This window comes from Massilia sp. Mn16-1_5 (genome assembly GCF_004798585.1).
In the GTDB taxonomy this organism is placed as follows: Bacteria; Pseudomonadota; Gammaproteobacteria; order Burkholderiales; family Burkholderiaceae_D; genus Telluria.
Window position 1 is genome coordinate 63,136 of the sequence record NZ_PPXQ01000016.1, and the last position, 18,382, is coordinate 81,517.

Annotated in this window: 20 protein-coding genes; 18 read left to right on the top strand and 2 right to left on the bottom strand. The window is 61.7% G+C overall.

Annotated features, from left to right (window positions below):
* Positions 1–179 precede the first annotated feature (179 nt).
* From C2862_RS18880 to C2862_RS18890, 3 genes are read left to right on the top strand one after another with little or no spacing between them, the layout of a single operon-like run.
* A complete protein-coding gene (locus C2862_RS18880) occupies positions 180–1,064 on the top strand; it encodes a branched-chain amino acid ABC transporter permease (RefSeq protein ID WP_136221687.1) in 885 nt (294 codons plus the stop codon).
* A 3-nt stretch (positions 1,065–1,067) separates the two neighbouring features.
* A complete protein-coding gene (locus tag C2862_RS18885) occupies positions 1,068–2,090 on the top strand; it encodes a branched-chain amino acid ABC transporter permease (RefSeq protein ID WP_136221688.1) in 1,023 nt (340 codons plus the stop codon).
* A gap of 8 nt (positions 2,091–2,098) precedes the next feature.
* The gene (locus C2862_RS18890; protein ID WP_136221689.1) at positions 2,099–2,947 is read left to right on the top strand and encodes an alpha/beta fold hydrolase; all 849 of its coding nucleotides are present in this window, start codon (positions 2,099–2,101) and stop codon (positions 2,945–2,947) included.
* Between the two features lie 2 nt (positions 2,948–2,949).
* On the opposite strand, the gene C2862_RS18895 is transcribed toward C2862_RS18890, so the two are convergent.
* Positions 2,950–4,107: an iron-containing alcohol dehydrogenase gene (locus C2862_RS18895; protein WP_136221690.1), complete on the bottom strand. Its 1,158-nt coding sequence runs from the start codon at positions 4,105–4,107 to the stop codon at positions 2,950–2,952.
* A gap of 121 nt (positions 4,108–4,228) precedes the next feature.
* On the opposite strand from C2862_RS18895, the gene C2862_RS18900 reads away from it, so the two are divergent.
* The 14 genes from C2862_RS18900 (at position 4,229) to C2862_RS18965 (ending at position 17,195) form a co-directional block, all read left to right on the top strand.
* Positions 4,229–4,999 carry a TSUP family transporter gene (locus tag C2862_RS18900; RefSeq protein WP_136221691.1) on the top strand — a complete coding sequence of 257 codons (771 nt, stop codon included), beginning with the start codon at positions 4,229–4,231 and terminating at the stop codon, positions 4,997–4,999.
* A gap of 212 nt (positions 5,000–5,211) precedes the next feature.
* Positions 5,212–7,152 (top strand): tRNA uridine-5-carboxymethylaminomethyl(34) synthesis enzyme MnmG, encoded by a 1,941-nt coding sequence (mnmG, locus tag C2862_RS18905; RefSeq protein WP_136221692.1) that lies wholly within the window; start codon positions 5,212–5,214, stop codon positions 7,150–7,152.
* Positions 7,149–7,802, top strand: coding sequence for a 16S rRNA (guanine(527)-N(7))-methyltransferase RsmG (rsmG, locus tag C2862_RS18910; RefSeq protein WP_136221693.1), 654 nt, complete (start codon positions 7,149–7,151; stop codon positions 7,800–7,802). Before mnmG ends, rsmG begins: the two co-directional genes overlap by 4 nt.
* Positions 7,803–7,900: 98 nt before the next feature.
* Positions 7,901–8,671, top strand: coding sequence for a ParA family protein (locus tag C2862_RS18915; protein WP_136221694.1), 771 nt, complete (start codon positions 7,901–7,903; stop codon positions 8,669–8,671).
* An 18-nt stretch (positions 8,672–8,689) separates the two neighbouring features.
* On the top strand, positions 8,690–9,559 hold the full coding sequence (locus C2862_RS18920; protein WP_136221695.1) for a ParB/RepB/Spo0J family partition protein: 870 nt from the start codon (positions 8,690–8,692) through the stop codon (positions 9,557–9,559).
* A 614-nt stretch (positions 9,560–10,173) separates the two neighbouring features.
* Positions 10,174–10,509 carry an ATP synthase subunit I gene (locus C2862_RS18925; protein ID WP_136221696.1) on the top strand — a complete coding sequence of 112 codons (336 nt, stop codon included), beginning with the start codon at positions 10,174–10,176 and terminating at the stop codon, positions 10,507–10,509.
* A 2-nt stretch (positions 10,510–10,511) separates the two neighbouring features.
* The gene (atpB, locus tag C2862_RS18930) at positions 10,512–11,345 is read left to right on the top strand and encodes a F0F1 ATP synthase subunit A (protein ID WP_136221697.1); all 834 of its coding nucleotides are present in this window, start codon (positions 10,512–10,514) and stop codon (positions 11,343–11,345) included.
* A gap of 87 nt (positions 11,346–11,432) precedes the next feature.
* The gene (atpE, locus tag C2862_RS18935) at positions 11,433–11,678 is read left to right on the top strand and encodes a F0F1 ATP synthase subunit C (protein WP_036253157.1); all 246 of its coding nucleotides are present in this window, start codon (positions 11,433–11,435) and stop codon (positions 11,676–11,678) included.
* 74 nt (positions 11,679–11,752) lie between these two features.
* Entirely contained in the window at positions 11,753–12,223 is a 471-nt protein-coding gene (locus C2862_RS18940; protein ID WP_136221698.1) for a F0F1 ATP synthase subunit B, read from the top strand.
* 2 nt (positions 12,224–12,225) lie between these two features.
* Positions 12,226–12,759 (top strand): F0F1 ATP synthase subunit delta, encoded by a 534-nt coding sequence (locus C2862_RS18945; protein WP_136221699.1) that lies wholly within the window; start codon positions 12,226–12,228, stop codon positions 12,757–12,759.
* A 74-nt stretch (positions 12,760–12,833) separates the two neighbouring features.
* Positions 12,834–14,375, top strand: coding sequence for a F0F1 ATP synthase subunit alpha (gene atpA / locus C2862_RS18950; RefSeq protein ID WP_136221700.1), 1,542 nt, complete (start codon positions 12,834–12,836; stop codon positions 14,373–14,375).
* A 56-nt stretch (positions 14,376–14,431) separates the two neighbouring features.
* Positions 14,432–15,307: a F0F1 ATP synthase subunit gamma gene (atpG, locus tag C2862_RS18955; protein ID WP_136221701.1), complete on the top strand. Its 876-nt coding sequence runs from the start codon at positions 14,432–14,434 to the stop codon at positions 15,305–15,307.
* A gap of 35 nt (positions 15,308–15,342) precedes the next feature.
* The gene (gene atpD / locus C2862_RS18960) at positions 15,343–16,746 is read left to right on the top strand and encodes a F0F1 ATP synthase subunit beta (protein WP_136221702.1); all 1,404 of its coding nucleotides are present in this window, start codon (positions 15,343–15,345) and stop codon (positions 16,744–16,746) included.
* 26 nt (positions 16,747–16,772) lie between these two features.
* A complete protein-coding gene (locus tag C2862_RS18965) occupies positions 16,773–17,195 on the top strand; it encodes a F0F1 ATP synthase subunit epsilon (RefSeq protein WP_136221703.1) in 423 nt (140 codons plus the stop codon).
* 45 nt (positions 17,196–17,240) lie between these two features.
* Here the strand turns inward: C2862_RS18965 and C2862_RS18970 are convergent, their stop codons facing one another.
* Positions 17,241–17,840 (bottom strand): peptidoglycan recognition family protein, encoded by a 600-nt coding sequence (locus C2862_RS18970; protein WP_136221704.1) that lies wholly within the window; start codon positions 17,838–17,840, stop codon positions 17,241–17,243.
* A 118-nt stretch (positions 17,841–17,958) separates the two neighbouring features.
* Between C2862_RS18970 and C2862_RS18975 the strand changes: the two genes are divergently transcribed.
* Entirely contained in the window at positions 17,959–18,381 is a 423-nt protein-coding gene (locus C2862_RS18975; RefSeq protein WP_136221764.1) for a CoA-binding protein, read from the top strand.
* The last annotated feature ends 1 nt before the right edge of the window (position 18,382 follow it).

The window sequence follows — 18,382 nt, forward strand, 5'->3', positions numbered from 1 at the left end:
TACATCCCTCCGGTTCCAGCAGGTGTTCCGCGAGCCTGCGTAGGGTGGGCGGGTTCCCCGCCCACGCGTTCAACGACCGTCGGCATTACCGCGTCGCCCTACGTTTTTGATGCTGCTCCCCCTTGGCTGGTCCCGCCGCTCTGACTGACCGCCATTCCGACTTTTTGCTTTGGGTATCTATGGAAATCTTCGGCGTCCCCCTGCAAGCCATGATGAGCCAGCTGCTGCTGGGCTTAGTGAATGGTTCCTTCTACGCGATGCTCTCGCTCGGCCTGGCCGTGATTTTCGGCCTTCTGAACGTCATCAATTTTTCCCACGGTGCGCTGTACATGATGGGCGCCTTCCTGGCCTACATCGGCGTCACCACGTATGAGCTGAACTACTGGATGATGCTGGTGCTGGCGCCGCTGATCGTGGGCGCCTTCGGTATCGCCGTCGAGAAGTCGATGCTGCGCTGGCTCTACAAGCTCGATCATTTATATGGTCTGCTGCTGACCTTCGGCATCACGCTGCTGTTGGAGGGCGTGTTCCGCTCCTTCTTCGGCGTGTCCGGCCAGACCCTGGACGTGCCGGAGCAGCTGCAGGGCGCCACCGACCTCGGCTTCATGATGCTGCCGAACTACCGCGCCTGGGTGGTCGTCTCCTCATTGGTCGTCTGCCTCGGCACCTGGTTCGTGATCGAAAAGACGAGGCTCGGCGCCTACCTGCGCGCCGGTACTGAAAACCCGAAGCTGGTCGAAGCCTTCGGCATCAACGTGCCGCGCATGGTGACGCTCACCTATGGTTTCGGCGTCGCCCTGGCCGGCCTGGCCGGGGTGCTGGCGGCCCCGGTGATCAACGTCACCCCGCTGATGGGTTCCAACCTCATCATCGTCGTGTTCGCCGTCGTCGTCATCGGCGGCATGGGTTCGATTCTCGGCTCCATCATCACCGGCCTGCTGCTGGGGGTGATCGAGGGCCTGACCCGGGTCTTCTATCCGGAAGGTTCGGAAGTCGTCGTGTTCGTGGTCATGGTCATCGTGCTGCTGCTGCGCCCGGCCGGTCTGTTTGGTAAGGAGAAATAAACCATGAACAAGAAAATTGCCTATTCTCTGGCGCTGGTCGTCGCCCTGGCCGCGCCCTTTGTCGGCTACCCCGTGTTCCTGATGAAGCTGCTGTGCTTCGCGCTGTTCGCCTGCGCCTTCAATCTCTTGATCGGCTTTACGGGCTTGCTCTCCTTTGGCCACGCCGCCTTCTTCGGCAGCGCGGGCTACGTGACGGGTTACCTGCTGGCCAGCGTCGGGCTGCCGACCGAGCTCGGCATCCTGGCCGGCGTCGCCGCCAGCGCCGTGCTCGGCCTGGTCATCGGTTCGCTGGCGATCCGCCGCCAGGGCATCTATTTTTCGATGATCACTCTGGCACTGGCGCAGATGGTCTATTTTGCCGCCCTGCGCAGCCCATTCACCCACGGCGAGGATGGCCTGCAGGGCGTGCCGCGCGGGAAACTGTTCGGCGTGATCGACCTCGGCAACGACCTGACCCTGTACTACGTCGTGCTGGCCATCGCCGTGGCCGGGTTTGCCCTGATCGTGCGCACCGTGCACTCGCCCTTCGGCCAGGTGTTGAAGGCGATCAAGGAAAACGAGCCCAGGGCCGTTTCTTTGGGCTATGACGCGGACAAGTACAAGCTGCTCGCGTTCGTGCTCTCAGCGGCCCTTACAGGCCTTGCAGGGGCGACTAAAACGCTGGTGCTGGGCTTCGAGACCCTGACCGATGTGCACTGGACCATGTCGGGCTTGGTTGTGCTGATGACCCTGGTCGGCGGCATGGGCACGATGGCCGGTCCGATCATCGGCGCCTTCATCATTGTCGCCCTGGAAAACAAGCTGGGAGAACTGGGCAATTTCCTGGCCGAGAGCACGGGCATCAGCTGGTTCTCGAGCCTGGGCGAGTCGGTCGGCATGGTGACCGGCCTGATCTTCATCGTGTGCGTCCTGCTGTTCCGCCGTGGTATTGTCGGGGAAATCGGCGCGCTGCTCGAGCGCATGGGACGCAAGCCCCAGGCGCCGGCCAGCCGCGTTGCTCCCGCCACCGACCGCGAAACCGTCTAGGAGACCGCATGAAACAGGAGACCCTCTTCCTTACCGTGAACGGCCTGCGCATGCAGGTCCAGAGCGCGGGGGAGGGTCCTGTCGTCGTGCTGCTGCACGGCTTCCCGGACACCCACGTCGTCTGGCGCAAGCAGATCGCTCCCTTGATGAAGGCCGGCTACCGGGTGCTGGCGCCTGACCTGCGCGGCTATGGGGGCAGCGATGCGCCCCACACCGTCTCCGCCTACCGGGTCGAAGAGATCGCCGCCGACGTGCTCGCCATGCTCGACCAGCTCGGCATTGCGCGCGCCCGCGTCGTCGGCCACGATTGGGGCGCCCTGGTCGGCTGGCTGCTGTGCATGGGAGCGCCGGAGCGCATCGAACAATATGTGGCGCTGTCGGCCGGCCACCCGGCCGCCGTCGCGCGCGCCGGCCTGATGCAGACCCTGCGCATGAGCTACATGATGTGGTTCATGGTGCCGGGCCTGGCTGAGAACACGCTCAAGGCCGGCGATTTTTATGTGCTGAACCGTTTTACGTCCGACCGCGCCCAGGTCGGGCACTGGAAGAAAAATCTACGGGAACCAGGCCGCCTGACGGCGGCCCTGAACTATTACCGCGCGAATGTGCCGCGCGGCTTCGTCTTCGGCAACAAGACCGAACCGGTGCGGGTGCCGGTGATGGGCGTCTGGAGCAGCGCGGATCCGGCGCTGGGTGAAGCGCAAATGCGCGACTCGACGGCGTATGTCGCCGACTACTTCCGCTACGAGCGCATCGATGGTGCCGATCACTGGCTGCAGGTCACGGCCAGCGAGCGCGTGAATGCCTTGCTGCTCGATTTCTTTGCAGCGCCACGCGGCGCTGCGTCTTCCCTCTGATCCTATAAAGCCGCGGCGTAGATCGCACGTGCGTCCGCACGGGTGAGCTCGCGCGGGTTGTTGCCGAGCAGGCGCGTCTGCAGCATGGCATCGTCCGCCAGCCGGTCGAGGTCGGTTTCGCCGATGCCCATCTCGATCAGCCCGGTCTGGATCCCGCTGCGCTGGGCGATCTGCTGCATCGCAGCAATCAAAGCTTCGGTCTTTTCCTCGGCACTGCCGCTCGTCCCGGGCACGACGATGTCCGCCAATTCGGCGTACAAGGGCGCCGCGTGCGAGGCATTGAAGCGCAACACGTGGGGCAAAACAAGCGAATTCGACAGTCCGTGCGGTACATGAAAAATGCCGCCGATTGGATACGCAAGGGCGTGCACGGCGGCCACCGGTGCATTCGAAAAGGCCTGGCCGGCGAGGCAGGCGCCGAGCAGCATGGCCTGGCGCGCTTCCAGGTTGCTGCCGTTCTCGACGGCAGTCAGGATGTTTTGAGACAGCAGGGCGAGCGCCTGGCGCGCCAGGTTGTCGGACAGCGGGTTCTTCTTGTGCTTGCTCGTATACGCTTCGATCGCATGCACCATCGCATCGATGCCGGTCGCGGCGGTGACGAGGGGCGGCAAGCCCAGGGTCAGTTCGGCATCCAACAGGGCGACGTCGGCATACAGCTGGGGTGAGACGACGCCCATCTTGGTCGTCTCTCCGGTGGTGACGATGGCGATGTTCGTGACCTCCGAGCCGGTGCCGGCCGTGGTCGGCACCTGAATCAGGGGCAAACGTTGGCCCTTGACGTTGCCGATGCCGTAGATCTGGCTCAGCGGCTGGTCGCTGCCGGCGAGCACCGCCACCAGTTTCGCCACGTCCATCGAGCTGCCGCCGCCGAAGCCGATCACCAGGTCGGTCTCGTGCGCGCGTGCGACATCGACGGCTTCGTGGACGATCTGTTCGGGCGGGTCGGCGACCACGTTCGAGAACACCTGTACCGCCACGCCTTGCTCCACCAGGCTGGCGCGGGCCGGCTCGAGCAGGCCGGTGCGCAAAAAGCCGGCGTCGGTCACGATCAGCGCGCGGCGCACGCTCGTAAAACGTTCGGCGGCGAGCTGGCCGAGGCGGGCGGCGGCGCCTGGTTCCGAAACGATGCTGGCAACGGTGTGGAAAGCGAAGGCGGTCATGGTCGGTCCCCTGTGGTTGTTATCCGATTAGCTTACACCAGAAACTGAACGGTAGAAGGGCAGGGCCTGCCCCAGTTGCCGTACAATTTCCCCCTTTGAATTTTGCAAGCGAAAGCAGGTCATGATTGACTTCGTATGGCTCGGCGGCGCCGCCTTTCTCGCCGGGCTGGTGGATGCCGTCGTCGGTGGGGGCGGCCTGATCCAGGTGCCCGCCATTTTTTCCTTCCTGCCGAAAGAAGCGCCGGCAACCCTCCTCGGTACCAATAAACTGGCCAGCATCTGCGGCACCAGCGCGGCGGCGGTCAACTATGCGCGCCGCGTGAAGGTGGCATGGAGCGCGGCGGCGCCGGCGGCGCTGGCCGCATTCGCGCTATCGTTTGTCGGCGCCTGGACCGTCACCCGGGTGCCGGGCGACTTCGTGCGCAGCCTGCTGCCCTTCATCTTGCTCGCGGTGGCAATCTACACCTTCCGCAAGAAGGACCTGGGCGCCGTGCATGCGCCGGTGCACAGCGGTGTCGCCGAGCGCTGGTGGGCGGTCGGCATTGGCGCTGCCATCGGCTTCTATGACGGCTTCTTCGGTCCCGGCACGGGCAGCTTCCTGATCTTCCTGTTCGTGCGCTTTTTCGGTTTCGATTTCCTCAGCGCCTCGACTGCCGCCAAGATCGTGAACGTCGCCTGCAACCTGTCGGCCCTGCTGTGGTTCGGCTACAGCGGCCACCTGCTGTGGCAGCTAGGCCTATTGATGGCGGTCTGCCAGATCGGCGGTTCGCTGGTCGGCACCCGGCTGGCGATCAAGCACGGCAGTGCATTCGTGCGTAAGTTGTTCCTGGTCGTGGTGTCGACCTTGATCGTGAAAACGGCATTCGATGCGGTGGTGAGGTTGGCGAGTTGACTGTTTCACGTGGAACAAAGCCGGGCAGCGTACGCTGACCCGGCTTTTTTTTCGCCTTTTCGTCCCCATTGTTTCACGTGAAACAGCGCGAAAAACGCTATCTGCTGTGTTCCACGTGAAACAAAATCGTCGCCGTTTTCCCGCGGCGCTGAGTTTGCGGACGCAAATGCTTCTATAATCGCCTATTAGATTCCTCGCCTCACACCTCCATCATGCTATTTCCAACTGAATTCGACGTGATCGTCGTCGGCGGCGGCCATGCCGGTACCGAGGCCGCGCTCGCGTCTGCACGCATGGGGCAGAAGACCCTGCTCCTCACCCACAACATCGAAACCCTGGGCCAGATGTCCTGCAATCCGTCGATCGGCGGCATCGGCAAGGGGCACCTGGTCAAGGAAGTGGACGCCCTGGGCGGCGCGATGGCAATCGCCACCGACGAAGCCGGTATCCAGTTCCGCATCCTGAACTCCTCAAAAGGCCCGGCCGTGCGCGCTACCCGCGCCCAGGCCGACCGCATCCTGTATAAAGCGGCGATCCGCTCGCGCCTGGAAAACCAGCCGAACCTGTGGCTGTTCCAGCAAGCCGTCGACGACCTGATGGTCGAAGGTGACCGCGTCGTTGGCGCCGTCACCCAGATCGGCCTGCAGTTCCGCGCCCGCGCCGTGGTGCTGACCGCCGGCACTTTCCTGGACGGCAAAATCCACGTCGGCCTGCAAAACTACACGGCCGGCCGCGCCGGCGACCCGGCGGCCGTCTCGCTGTCGAGCCGTTTGAAGGAGCTGCAGTTGCCGCAAGGGCGCCTGAAAACGGGCACGCCGCCACGCATCGACGGCCGCAGCATCGACTACTCGGTGCTCGCCGAACAGCCGGGCGATCTCGATCCGGTCCCCGTATTCTCGTACATGGGCAATGCCGCCATGCACCCGAAGCAGGTGCCGTGCTGGGTCACGCATACGAATGCGCAAACGCACGACATCATCCGCGCCGGTCTTGATCGCAGCCCCATGTACACAGGCGTGATCGAAGGCGTCGGTCCCCGCTACTGCCCGTCGATCGAAGACAAGATCCACCGCTTCGCATCGAAGGAATCGCACCAGATCTTCCTCGAGCCGGAAGGCCTCACCACACACGAGATCTACCCGAACGGGATCTCGACTAGCCTGCCGTTCGACGTGCAGCTGAACCTGGTGCGCTCGATGAAAGGCATGGAAAACGCCTTTATTTTGCGTCCCGGCTACGCCATCGAATACGACTATTACGATCCGCGCGGCTTGAAATCCTCGCTGGAAACCAAGGCCATCCGCGGCCTGTTCTTCGCCGGCCAGATCAATGGCACCACCGGCTACGAGGAAGCAGCGGCGCAAGGTCTATTGGCTGGCCTGAACGCAGCCCTGCAAACCAAGGGGCAAGAGGCCTGGACGCCGGGCCGTTCCGAAGCCTATCTCGGCGTGCTGGTCGACGATTTGACCACTCAGGGCGTGGCCGAACCCTATCGCATGTTCACCAGCCGCGCCGAGTATCGCCTGTCGCTGCGCGAAGATAACGCCGACATGCGATTGACCGAAATCGGCCGCAAACTCGGCGTCGTCGGCGACGCGCAGTGGGCTGCGTTCGAAACCAAACGCGAATCCGTCGCACGCGAACTGGAGCGCCTGCGTTCGACCTGGGTCAACCCGCGCATCCTCGCAGCGGCCGAATCGGAACGCGTCGTGGGCCAGGCACTGGAACGCGAATACAACCTGGCCGACCTGCTGCGCCGTCCGGGCGTCGAGTATGAGACCCTGATGACGATGACCGGCGTTGAAGGCCAGCCGCTGGCAGGCCCGGGCGTCGAAGATCCGGCGGTCAAGGAGCAGGTCGAAATCCAGCTGAAATACGCCGGTTACATCGACCGCCAGGCGAGAGAGGTCGAGCGTCACGACCACTACGAAAACCTGAAACTGCCGGAGAACCTGGACTACCTGGAGATCGCGGCGCTGTCGATCGAGGTACGCCAGAAGCTCGATAAACAGCGTCCGGAAACCCTGGGCCAGGCCTCGCGCATTTCCGGCGTGACGCCGGCGGCGATCTCGCTGCTGCTGGTACATCTGAAAAAGCGCGGTGCCAAGGGCTTTACTAGCGTCCCGGCAACGAACGAGGAGGCCGCACAGTGAGGGGTTTTGACCGCGAAAAATTGTTCCAAATCCTAAGCGACGGCATCGATGAGATGGACTTGCCGCTGTGGGCGGCCCAGCGCGAACAGCTGATGGATTACCTGGCGCTGATGGCCAAGTGGAATGGCGTCTACAACCTGACCTCGCTGCGCGATCCGCTGCAGATGGTGACCCACCACTTGCTCGATTCGCTGGCTGCCGTACCGGCGTTTGCGGACGCAAAAAACGTCCTCGACGTCGGGGCAGGGGGAGGATTGCCCGGCATCGTGCTCGCGATCGCGCGGCCGGACATCAAGGTATCCCTGATCGACACGGTCCACAAGAAAACGGCATTCCTGACGCAAGTGAAGGCGGAACTGGGCCTGGGCAACGTGACCGTGTACACGATGAAGGTGCAGGATTTGAAGGCCGGACCCTTCGACACGATCACCTCACGTGCTTTTGCCGACCTCTCGGATTTCGTCAACTGGTCGGGACACTTGCTGGCCGAGGGCGGCCAATTCATCGCCTTGAAAGGCACGGCGCCACCGGAGGAGCAGGAAAGGCTGCCAGACGAATGGAAAGTGAAAGAACTGCGGCCGATCAAGGTGGCGAAACTGGAAGCGGAGCGGCACCTGGTTTTCATCGAAAAAGCAACGCACACCAGCTAACAATATAAATCGTTTATACCGTTTATATCGTATAAACCGAATGAACGGTTTATTGAGTATGAACGGTATGAACTGGAGTATCTCGTCCGAAAGAACAGATGGCAAAGATATTTTGTGTTGCAAACCAAAAGGGCGGCGTCGGCAAGACGACCACCAGCGTCAACCTGGCGGCAGGCCTCGCCAAGCTCGAGCAGCGCGTGCTGCTGGTCGACCTCGACCCGCAGGGCAATGCGACCATGGGCGCCGGCATCAACAAGGCCAGCCTGAACGCCTCGACTTACCAGGTGCTGCTGGGCGAAGCCGAGGTGAATGATGCGCGCCAGCGCTCGGAAGCAGGGCGCTTCGACGTCCTGCCCGCGAACCGCGAGCTGGCCGGCGCCGAAGTCGAGATGGTGGAGCTCGACAACCGCGAGCGGCGTTTAAAGCACGCACTGGCGAAAGTCGACGCCGACTACGATTTTATTCTGGTCGACTGCCCGCCCGCACTGTCGATGCTGACCCTGAACGGCCTGTGCGCCGCACATGGCGTGATCATCCCGATGCAGTGCGAGTACTACGCGCTGGAGGGATTGTCGGATCTGGTGAACACCATCAAGAAGGTGCATGCGAACCTGAACACGGATTTGAAAATCATCGGGCTGCTGCGTGTGATGTTCGATCCGCGCATGACCTTGTCGCAGCAAGTCTCGGCCCAGCTCGAGCAGCACTTCGGCGGCAAGGTCTTTAAAACCATCATCCCGCGCAACGTGCGCCTGGCCGAGGCGCCCTCGTATGGCGTGCCCGGCGTCGTCTTCGATCCGTCCTCGAAGGGGGCCCAGGCCTATATCGCGTTCGGGGCCGAAATGGTCGAGCGCATCAAGACAATGTAAAGAAGAGAGTTATCCACAATGGCAACCAAAAAACTCAAGGGCCTCGGCCGCGGTCTGGATGCGCTGCTGGGCGGAGACATGGATGCGACGCCCGCACCCGCCGGCGCGCCGTCTTCGCTTCCGGTCTCCCAGCTGCAGGCCGGCAAATATCAGCCACGCACCCGGATGGACGAGGGCGCGCTGAACGAGCTGGCAGCGTCGATCAAAACCCAGGGGATCATGCAGCCGGTGCTGGTGCGTCCTGTCGATGGCGGACGCTACGAGATCATCGCCGGCGAGCGCCGCTTCCGCGCGGCCCAGCTGGCCGGACTCGAGGACATCCCGGTGCTGGTGCGCGAGGTCGACGACCAGGCGGCGGCGGCGATGGCCCTGATCGAGAACATCCAGCGCGAGGACCTGAACCCGCTGGAAGAAGCGCAGGGCATCGCGCGCCTGATCTCGGACTTCGATTTCACGCACGAGCAGGCGGCAAGCGCCGTCGGCCGTTCGCGCAGCGCGGTGTCGAACCTGCTGCGCCTGGTGAACCTGGCACAACCGGTGCAGACCATGCTGATGGCGGGAGACATCGACATGGGTCACGCACGCGCCCTGCTGTCGGTGGACAATGCCAGCCAGATCGCACTGGCGAGCCACGTGGTGGCGAAACGCCTGTCGGTGCGCGAAACCGAAAAGCTGGTCGCGCGCGCACTGGAAGAGCAGGCCAATGACAATCCGGCGCCGCGCCAGAAGGAAAAGTCGGGAGATATCGTGCGCCTGGAAGAAGAGCTGTCGGACAAGCTGGCGACCCCGGTCGTGTTCAAGATGGGGCCGAAGGGCAGGGGGCAGATGATCATCGATTTCGCCGACCTCGACATTCTGGAAGGGGTGCTGGCGCGCTTGCGTGCCTGAGTCAGTCAAACGCGCTTGTGGATAAGCCTGTCGACAAGCGCGTGAACAAGGGTGTACAGGGGTGTGGAAACATGGTGAGGAACCGGTGGATAGCGAGGGGATAAACTCGCAGCTGCTCGTACCAGCTCCGGCGTTGCGGTATGAACGCGTCCGACCGCGTGGGCATGGAATGCCCACCCTACGACAACCAAAGCCGGGTTGTGGATAAGCCTGTACACAAGTGTGTTTGCAGCTTGTGCACAGCCATTGAACAATTTGCAGACCCGTCGCCGCACAGCGCGCGCACCAGCACAGTGCACCTCGATATCCCGTCACGTGGTCGTCAATACAGCGGCTTATCGTTACCACATGACAACACCTCGCGCTACCGCAAAACTACGGTAAGCCAGCTATCCCTCCGCCTAAAATCTGCCTACACATCTGTATTTCCCGCGCCTAACTGCTGCGAAAACCCCTGAATCAAGCAATATTTGTGTGACATTTTCGCTCCGTTTAACAGGAACGAGCACAACGGGAATCGTTTGACTCAGATGCACTAACGATCATATAATCCCGCTGATTCATGTAATTACCACACCGTAACTCGGTTCAAACGGCCAAGGCAAAGAATAAAAATGTTACGCCTGGTCTCCCTGCAATTGATCGCAACAATGGTCGCCGGCGTCCTCGCTGCACTGTTGGGGGGATGGCCTGCGATGTTTTCGGCGGTGCTTGGCGGACTCTGCTGCGTCGTGCCCAACGGAATCATGGCACTACGCTTGTTCGCATCAACGAAGACGGGTGGGGCCAACCCCCTCACGTTCTTCTTCTGGGAATTTATAAAGATCGGTTTAACGCTTGCGCTGCTGGGTGCAACTGCGTACTTGTACCGTGACCTGAACTGGCTGGCGCTTCTCGCCGGGTTCATCGTGGCACTGAAAAGTTACATATTCTTATTATTTAGGCACTGAAAATGGCGACGACAACTGTAGAAGGCGCAGCGACCCACGCGCCCACCGCATCAGAGTACATCCGGCACCACCTCGGCCACCTCTCGAACGTGCACCAGCACGGTCCGGTTGACTTCAACGTCATCCACTACGACACCCTGTTCTGGTCGATCACCATGGGCGTGATCGGCTGCCTGATCATGTGGATGGCCGCGCGCAAGGCGACCGCCGGCGTGCCGGGCCGCTTCCAGGCTGCCGTCGAGATGCTGGTCGAAATGGTCGAGAACCAGTCGAAGACCATCGTCCACGGCGACCGCAGCTTCATCGCCCCTGCCGCACTGACCGTGTTCGTCTGGGTCGCCCTGATGAACTCGCTGGACTTCCTGCCGGTCGACCTGTTCGCGGCAACCTTCCGCGCACTCGGCCTGGGCGAACCGCACCACCGCGTCGTCCCGACCGCCGACCTGAACGGCACCATCGGCATTTCGCTGGGCGTGCTGATCCTGATGCTGTACTACGGCATCAAGATCAAGGGCCTGGGCGGCTGGCTCCACGAATTGTTCGCAGCACCGTTCGGCATCTACATGGCGCCGTTCAACCTGCTGCTGAACATCATCGAATACGCAGCAAAAATGGTGTCGCTCGGTATGCGACTGTTCGGCAACATGTTTGCCGGTGAGCTGCTGTTCCTCTTGATCGCTTTGCTTGGCTCGACCGCAACCGTGTTTGGTTTCGCAGGCCAGGTGATTGCCGGCTCGATCTGGGCGATCTTCCACATCCTGATCGTGTTCCTGCAAGCATTCATCTTCATGATGCTGACGCTGGTGTATCTCGGTCAGGCCCACGAAGGCCACTGATCGGCGCCGCAAGCATCGAACAAGATAGTGGTTGTAACGAAGTTGTAGTTTTTAATCTAGTTTTTAAATTAACTTTTTGGAGTAATCATGACTGACGTTTCTTTTGTTGCACTGGCTTGCGGTTTGATCATCGGCCTCGGCGCTATCGGCGCATGTATCGGTATCGCTATCATGGGCGGTAAATACCTCGAAGCTTCGGCACGTCAGCCTGAACTGATGAACACCCTGCAGACCAAGATGTTCCTGCTGGCTGGTCTGATCGACGCGGCATTCCTGATCGGCGTTGGTATCGCCATGCTGTTCGCTTTCGCAAATCCGTTCACCCCGACCTAAATCACCGGGAAGTTTGGTTTTGAAGGGCCGAACCATCGCGGTTCGGCATCCGTTTTTGTGAGAAGGGAAAAACCGTGAACCTCAACGCAACTCTGTTTGCACAGCTCGCCGTCTTCCTCGTCCTGGCGCTCTTCACGATGAAATTCGTGTGGCCGCCGCTGATGAAGGCACTCGACGAGCGCGCCGAGCGCATCGCCAATGGGCTGGCCGCTGCTGACCGTGGCAAGGCTGACCTGGCTGCCGCCGAAAAGCGCGTGCAGGCCGAACTGGCCAGCGCCCGTGACGAAGGCCAGTCGCGCATCGCCGACGCCGAAAAGCGCGCCGCGATGATCATCGAAGACGCCAAGAAGACCGCCGCTGAAGAAGCCGCCCGTATCGTCGCTACCGCCCGCGCCGAAGCCGAGCAGCAAGTGACCCGCGTGCGCGAAGAACTGCGTGGCCAGGTCGCTGCCCTGGCGGTGCAAGGCGCCGAGCAGATCCTCAAGCGTGAAGTGAACGCAGAAGCGCACGCCGCCCTGCTGTCGCAACTGTCGACCGAGCTGTAATCATGGCCGAACTCGCAACCGTCGCCCGTCCCTACGCCGAAGCGCTGTTCCGTGTCGCCCAAACCGGCGACATGGCAGCCTGGTCCGAACTGGTGTCGCAACTGGCACAAGTCGGCGCCAACCCTGATGTGCAGGCGTTTGCCGCCAACCCGAAACTGAGCACCGCGGACCTGGTCGCCACCCTGACCTCGCTGGTCAAGGCGCCGGTCACCCCGGAAGCCCAGAACTTCCTGACGATGCTGGCCGAAAACGGCCGCATCGTGCTGCTGCCGGAAATCGGTGCGCAGTTCCAGGTGCTCAAGAATGCCCAGGCCGGCGCTGCCGACGCGGACATTGCCAGCGCCTTCGCGCTGAGCGACGCCCAAGTGGCAGAACTGGTCATCGTGCTGGAAAAGAAATTTGGCCGCAAGCTCAACCCAACCGTTACGGTGGACCCGTCGCTGATCGGTGGTGTGCGCGTGCTGGTCGGTGATGAAGTGCTCGATACCTCGGTACGCGCCAAGCTGCAGCAGATGCATGCTGCGCTGGTCGCGTAAGCGGAACTTCGCACACATCACCGCATCTCACGTCCTTGCCCTACGCATCAAGAAACTATTAGGAGTTAGCACTCATGCAACTTAATTCATCTGAAATCAGCGAACTGATCAAGAGCCGGATCCAGGGCCTGGAAGCGTCCGCTGACGTTCGCAATCAAGGCACGGTGATCTCCGTCGCCGACGGTATCTGCCGTATTCACGGTCTGTCGGACGTGATGCAGGGCGAGATGCTGGAATTCCCTGGCAACACCTTCGGTCTGGCGATGAACCTCGAGCGCGACTCGGTCGGCGCCGTCATCCTGGGTGCTTACGAGCACATCTCCGAAGGCGACACCGTCAAGACCACCGGCCGCATCCTGGAAGTGCCGATCGGTCCTGAACTGCGTGGCCGCGTCGTCAACGCCCTGGGCCAGCCGATCGACGGCAAGGGTCCGATCAACACCGCGCTGACCGCCCCGATCGAAAAGATCGCCCCAGGCGTCATCGCCCGTGAATCGGTCTCGCAGCCGATGCAGACTGGTATTAAATCGATCGACGCGATGGTGCCGATCGGCCGTGGCCAGCGTGAGCTGATCATTGGCGACCGCCAGACCGGTAAATCGGCTGTCGCAGTCGACGCGATCATCAACCAGAAGGGTCAGAACATGACCTGCGTGTACGTTGCGATCGGCCAGAAAGCATCGACCATCAAGAACATCGTGCGCTCGCTCGAGCAGCACGGCGCGATGGAGTACACCATTGTCGTGGCAGCATCGGCGTCGGAATCGGCCGCCATGCAGTACATCTCGGCCTACTCCGGCTGCGCGATGGGCGAATACTTCCGCGACCGCGGTCAAGATGCGCTGATCGTCTATGATGACCTGTCGAAGCAGGCCGTGGCTTATCGTCAAATTTCGCTGCTGCTGCGCCGCCCACCAGGCCGCGAAGCCTACCCAGGCGACGTGTTCTACCTGCACAGCCGTCTGCTCGAGCGCGCAGCCCGCGTGAACGCCGACTACGTGTCCGCTTTCACCAACGGCGAAGTCACCGGTAAAACCGGTTCGCTGACCGCACTGCCGATCATCGAAACCCAGGCAGGCGACGTCTCGGCCTTCGTTCCGACCAACGTGATTTCGATTACCGACGGCCAGATCTTCCTGGAGACCTCGCTGTTCAACGCCGGTATCCGTCCTGCGATTAACGCCGGTATCTCGGTCTCGCGCGTTGGTGGCGCTGCCCAGACCAAGGTCATCAAGGGCCTGTCGGGCGGTATCCGTACCGACCTGGCGCAGTACCGTGAACTGGCTGCGTTCGCGCAGTTCGCATCGGACCTGGACGAATCGACCCGCAAGCAGCTGGACCGTGGCGCGCGCGTGACCGAGCTGCTGAAGCAGCCGCAGTACTCGCCGCTGCCGATCTCGCTGATGGCCGCATCGCTGTTCGCCGTCAACAAGGGCTACTTCGACGACATCGAAGTCAAGCAAGTGCTGGCCTTCGAGAACGGCCTGCACGGCTACCTGAAGACCAAGCAGGCTGCGCTCCTGTCGAAGATCGAAGAAACCAAGCAACTGGATAAAGATGCCGAAGCAGCACTCGCGGCCGCCATTGCTGATTTCAAAAAATCCGGCGCATTTTAATGGATGGTCCGGCGTCGCTTGCGAGCGGCGCCGGTGACCGGAAGGAGTAAGGACTCATGGCAGTAGGCAAAGAGATTCGTGGCAAGATCAAGAGCGTAGAAAATACGAAGAAGATCACCAAGGCGATGGAAATGGTCGCCGCATCGAAAATGCGCAAGGCGCAGGATCGCATGCGCGCCGCCCGTCCCTACAGTGAGAAGGTTCGTAACATCACCGCCAATCTTGCCGGCGCAAACCCGGAGTACACGCACGTCTTCATGGCGCAAGCCAAGCACGTGCAGGCAAAAGCTGTCGGCTTCATCGTCGTCACGACCGACAAGGGTCTGTGCGGCGGCATGAACACCAACATCCTGCGCCAGGTGACGCTGAAGTCGAAGGAACTGGAAGCGGCGGGCAACCGCGTCGAGGCGGTTGCCATCGGCAACAAGGGCCTGGGCTTCCTGAACCGTGTCGGCGTGCCGATCGTGTCGCACGTGACGCAGATCGGCGACACCCCGCACCTGGAAAAGCTGATCGGCCCGATCAAGGTCATGCTCGACGCATACCAGGACGGCCAGCTGGACGCGGTTTACCTGTGCTACACCAAGTTCGTCAACACGATGAAGCAGGAACCGGTCGTCGAGCAGCTGCTCCCGCTGCCGGCAAAACACCTGGAAGCGGACAAGGGCGCGATCTCGTGGGATTACATCTACGAGCCGGAAGCGCAAGTCGTCATCGACGAACTGCTGGTGCGCTACGTCGAGGCCCTGGTGTACCAGGCCGTCGCTGAAAACCTGGCGTCCGAGCAGTCGGCACGCATGGTGGCAATGAAAGCGGCAAGCGACAACGCAGGCAGCGTCATCGGTGAACTGAAGCTGGTCTACAACAAGACCCGCCAGGCAGCGATTACCAAAGAACTCTCCGAGATCGTCGCCGGTGCGGCAGCGGTCTAAACGACAAGAATTTAACTATATCTGAAGGAACGAACATGGCTGATGGCAAAATCGTTCAGTGTATCGGCGCAGTGGTCGACGTGGAATTCCCACGTAACGCCATGCCGAAAGTTTTCGACGCACTGAAAATGGAAGGCTCCGCACTGACCCTGGAAGTGCAGCAGCAGCTGGGTGACGGCATCGTCCGTACCATTGCACTGGGCAGCTCGGAAGGCCTGCGTCGCGGCATGACCATCCAGAACACCGGCAACCCGATCATGGTCCCGGTTGGCGTCGCCACCCTGGGTCGCATCATGGACGTGCTGGGTAACCCGATCGACGAATGCGGTCCGGTCAGCAACGAGCGCATGGCATCGATCCACCGCTCGGCACCTGTCTACGACGAACTGTCGCCATCGCAAGACCTGCTGGAAACCGGCATCAAGGTCATCGACCTGGTGTGCCCGTTCGCCAAGGGCGGTAAAGTCGGCCTGTTCGGCGGCGCCGGCGTGGGCAAGACCGTCAACATGATGGAACTGATCAACAACATCGCAAAAGCGCACTCGGGTCTGTCCGTGTTCGCCGGCGTCGGTGAGCGTACCCGTGAAGGTAACGACTTCTACCACGAGATGGCGGATGCCAAGGTCGTCGACCTGGAAAACCCGACCAACTCGAAGGTCGCGATGGTCTATGGCCAGATGAACGAACCACCAGGCAACCGTCTGCGCGTCGCGCTGACCGGCCTGACCATGGCCGAAGCCTTCCGTGACGAGGGTAAAGACGTTCTGTTCTTCGTTGACAACATCTACCGCTACACCCTGGCCGGTACCGAAGTCTCGGCACTGCTGGGCCGTATGCCATCGGCGGTGGGCTACCAGCCGACCCTGGCCGAAGAAATGGGCCGTCTGCAAGAGCGCATCACCTCGACCAAGACCGGTTCGATCACCTCGATCCAGGCCGTCTACGTCCCTGCGGATGACTTGACCGACCCGTCGCCTGCTACCACCTTCGCCCACCTGGACTCGACCGTCGTTCTGTCGCGTGACATCGCCTCGCTGGGTATCTACCCTGCAGTCGACCCGCTCGACTCGACCTCGCGCCAGCTGGACCCGCTGGTCGTCGGCCAGGAACACTACGAGACGGCCCGCGCGGTCCAGGGTACCCTGCAGCGCTACAAGGAACTGCGCGACATCATCGCGATTCTGGGCATGGACGAACTGGCACCGGAAGACAAGCTGGTCGTGGCACGCGCTCGTAAAATGCAGCGTTTCCTGTCGCAGCCGTTCCACGTCGCTGAAGTGTTCACCGGTTCGCCAGGCAAGTACGTTTCGCTGAAAGACACGATCAAGGGCTTCAAGATGATCGCATCGGGCGAACTGGACCACCTGCCGGAACAGGCGTTCTACATGGTCGGCACCATCGAAGAAGCGATCGAAAAAGCCAAGAAACTGGCTGCCTAAGTCGGCTCTTCAACTGAAGGACACACATGGCAAACACAATTCACGTTGACGTGGTCTCGGCCGAAGCGCAGATCTTCAGCGGCGAGGCGACCTTCGTCGCGTTGCCGGGTGAAGCGGGCGAGCTGGGTATCTACCCGAAGCACACCCCGCTGATCACGCGGATCCGCCCGGGCGCGGTGCGCATCGAGGTGGCCGGTGGTGGCGAAGAGTTCGTCTTCGTCGCCGGCGGCATCCTTGAAGTGCAGCCGAACGGCGTGACCGTGCTGGCCGACACCGCGATCCGCGGTGCCGACCTGGACGAAGCAAAGGCGCAGCAGGCCAAGCAGGCGGCCGAAGAGCTGATGCAGTCGCAGGACGCGCAGATCGACTACGCGAAAGCGCAAGCCGAACTGGCGTCGGCTATCGCCCAGCTGGCAGCGATCCAGCGCCTGCGTTCGCGCGGTCGTTGATTCTTCAAGCCGTAACAAGAAAGGCAGCCTCAGGGCTGCCTTTTTTTATTGCGCTTTCAGCCGCAGCGCCACCTGTTCCTTGAAATAGCCGCTCTGCACGTAGCGGTACAGGTTCGCCCCCGGACACACCGTGTTGTTCGAATAGTCGCGGTGGCTGGCGATGTGCTCGACCGGCACCTGGTATTTTTTCGCCAGCATCGCCATCACTTTTACTACCGCATCCAGCTGAGCCTGGTTCGGTTCTACCTCTTCGAAATTGCCGACGACCTCGATCAGCGCATGCCCGCTCGGGTCGTATTCCGTATTGGTGTCGCCCGCATACGCAATATCCCGTCCTTCATACACGCGGCCGTCGAGGTCGATGATGTAGTGGTAGGGAATGTCGAGCCAACCTTTCGTATTCCTCGACCAGGTCTGCAGGTTGCGCAGGTATTGGCGCGGATCGGTGCCGGCTTTAAAAGGCTCGCCTTGGTGGTGCAGGGTGATGTGGGTGATGGTGTGGCGGCGTGCTTTTGATGGATCGGCCGGCGTGCCGCCCCAGTCGGCCACGGCGACGACGGCCGGATCCTGGACAGGCGGTTTCACGGCACAGCCGGATACGGCCAGCGCAAGGAGGAGGGTGGCAAGGATGGGACGGGTTTTCATGGATGAGTCCGGAAACGGGAAGCCGCCATCTTTCCACAGCCGCCAGGCGCGTGCAAACACGGAGTAAACGATGCAAACCTGTTAAGCTAGCAGCGACTCCCGACTATTCATCATGACCATGCGCACGATCCCCCAAATCCTCAAGGACAGCAAGACCATCGCCATCGTCGGCCTGTCGAATAAACCCGACCGCGCCAGCTTCGGCGTCGCCGAATACCTGCAGGAGCAGGGCTACCGCATCCTGCCTGTAAATCCCGCGTATGTGGGCGACGAGATCCTCGGCGAGAAGGTGTATGCCAGCCTGCAGGAAGCGGCCGACGCGATGGCCCCCAACGGCACCCGGATCGACATCGTCGACTGCTTCCGCAAGTCGGAAGATATCCCGCCGCTGGCGCGCGACGCGATCGCGATCCGCGCCGGCTGCCTGTGGATGCAGCTCGAGATCGAGAACCAGGCCGCCGCCGACCTGGCGCGCGCCGCCGGCCTCGACGTGGTCATGAACCACTGCCTGAAAATCGAACACCGCAAGCTCAACGCCTGAA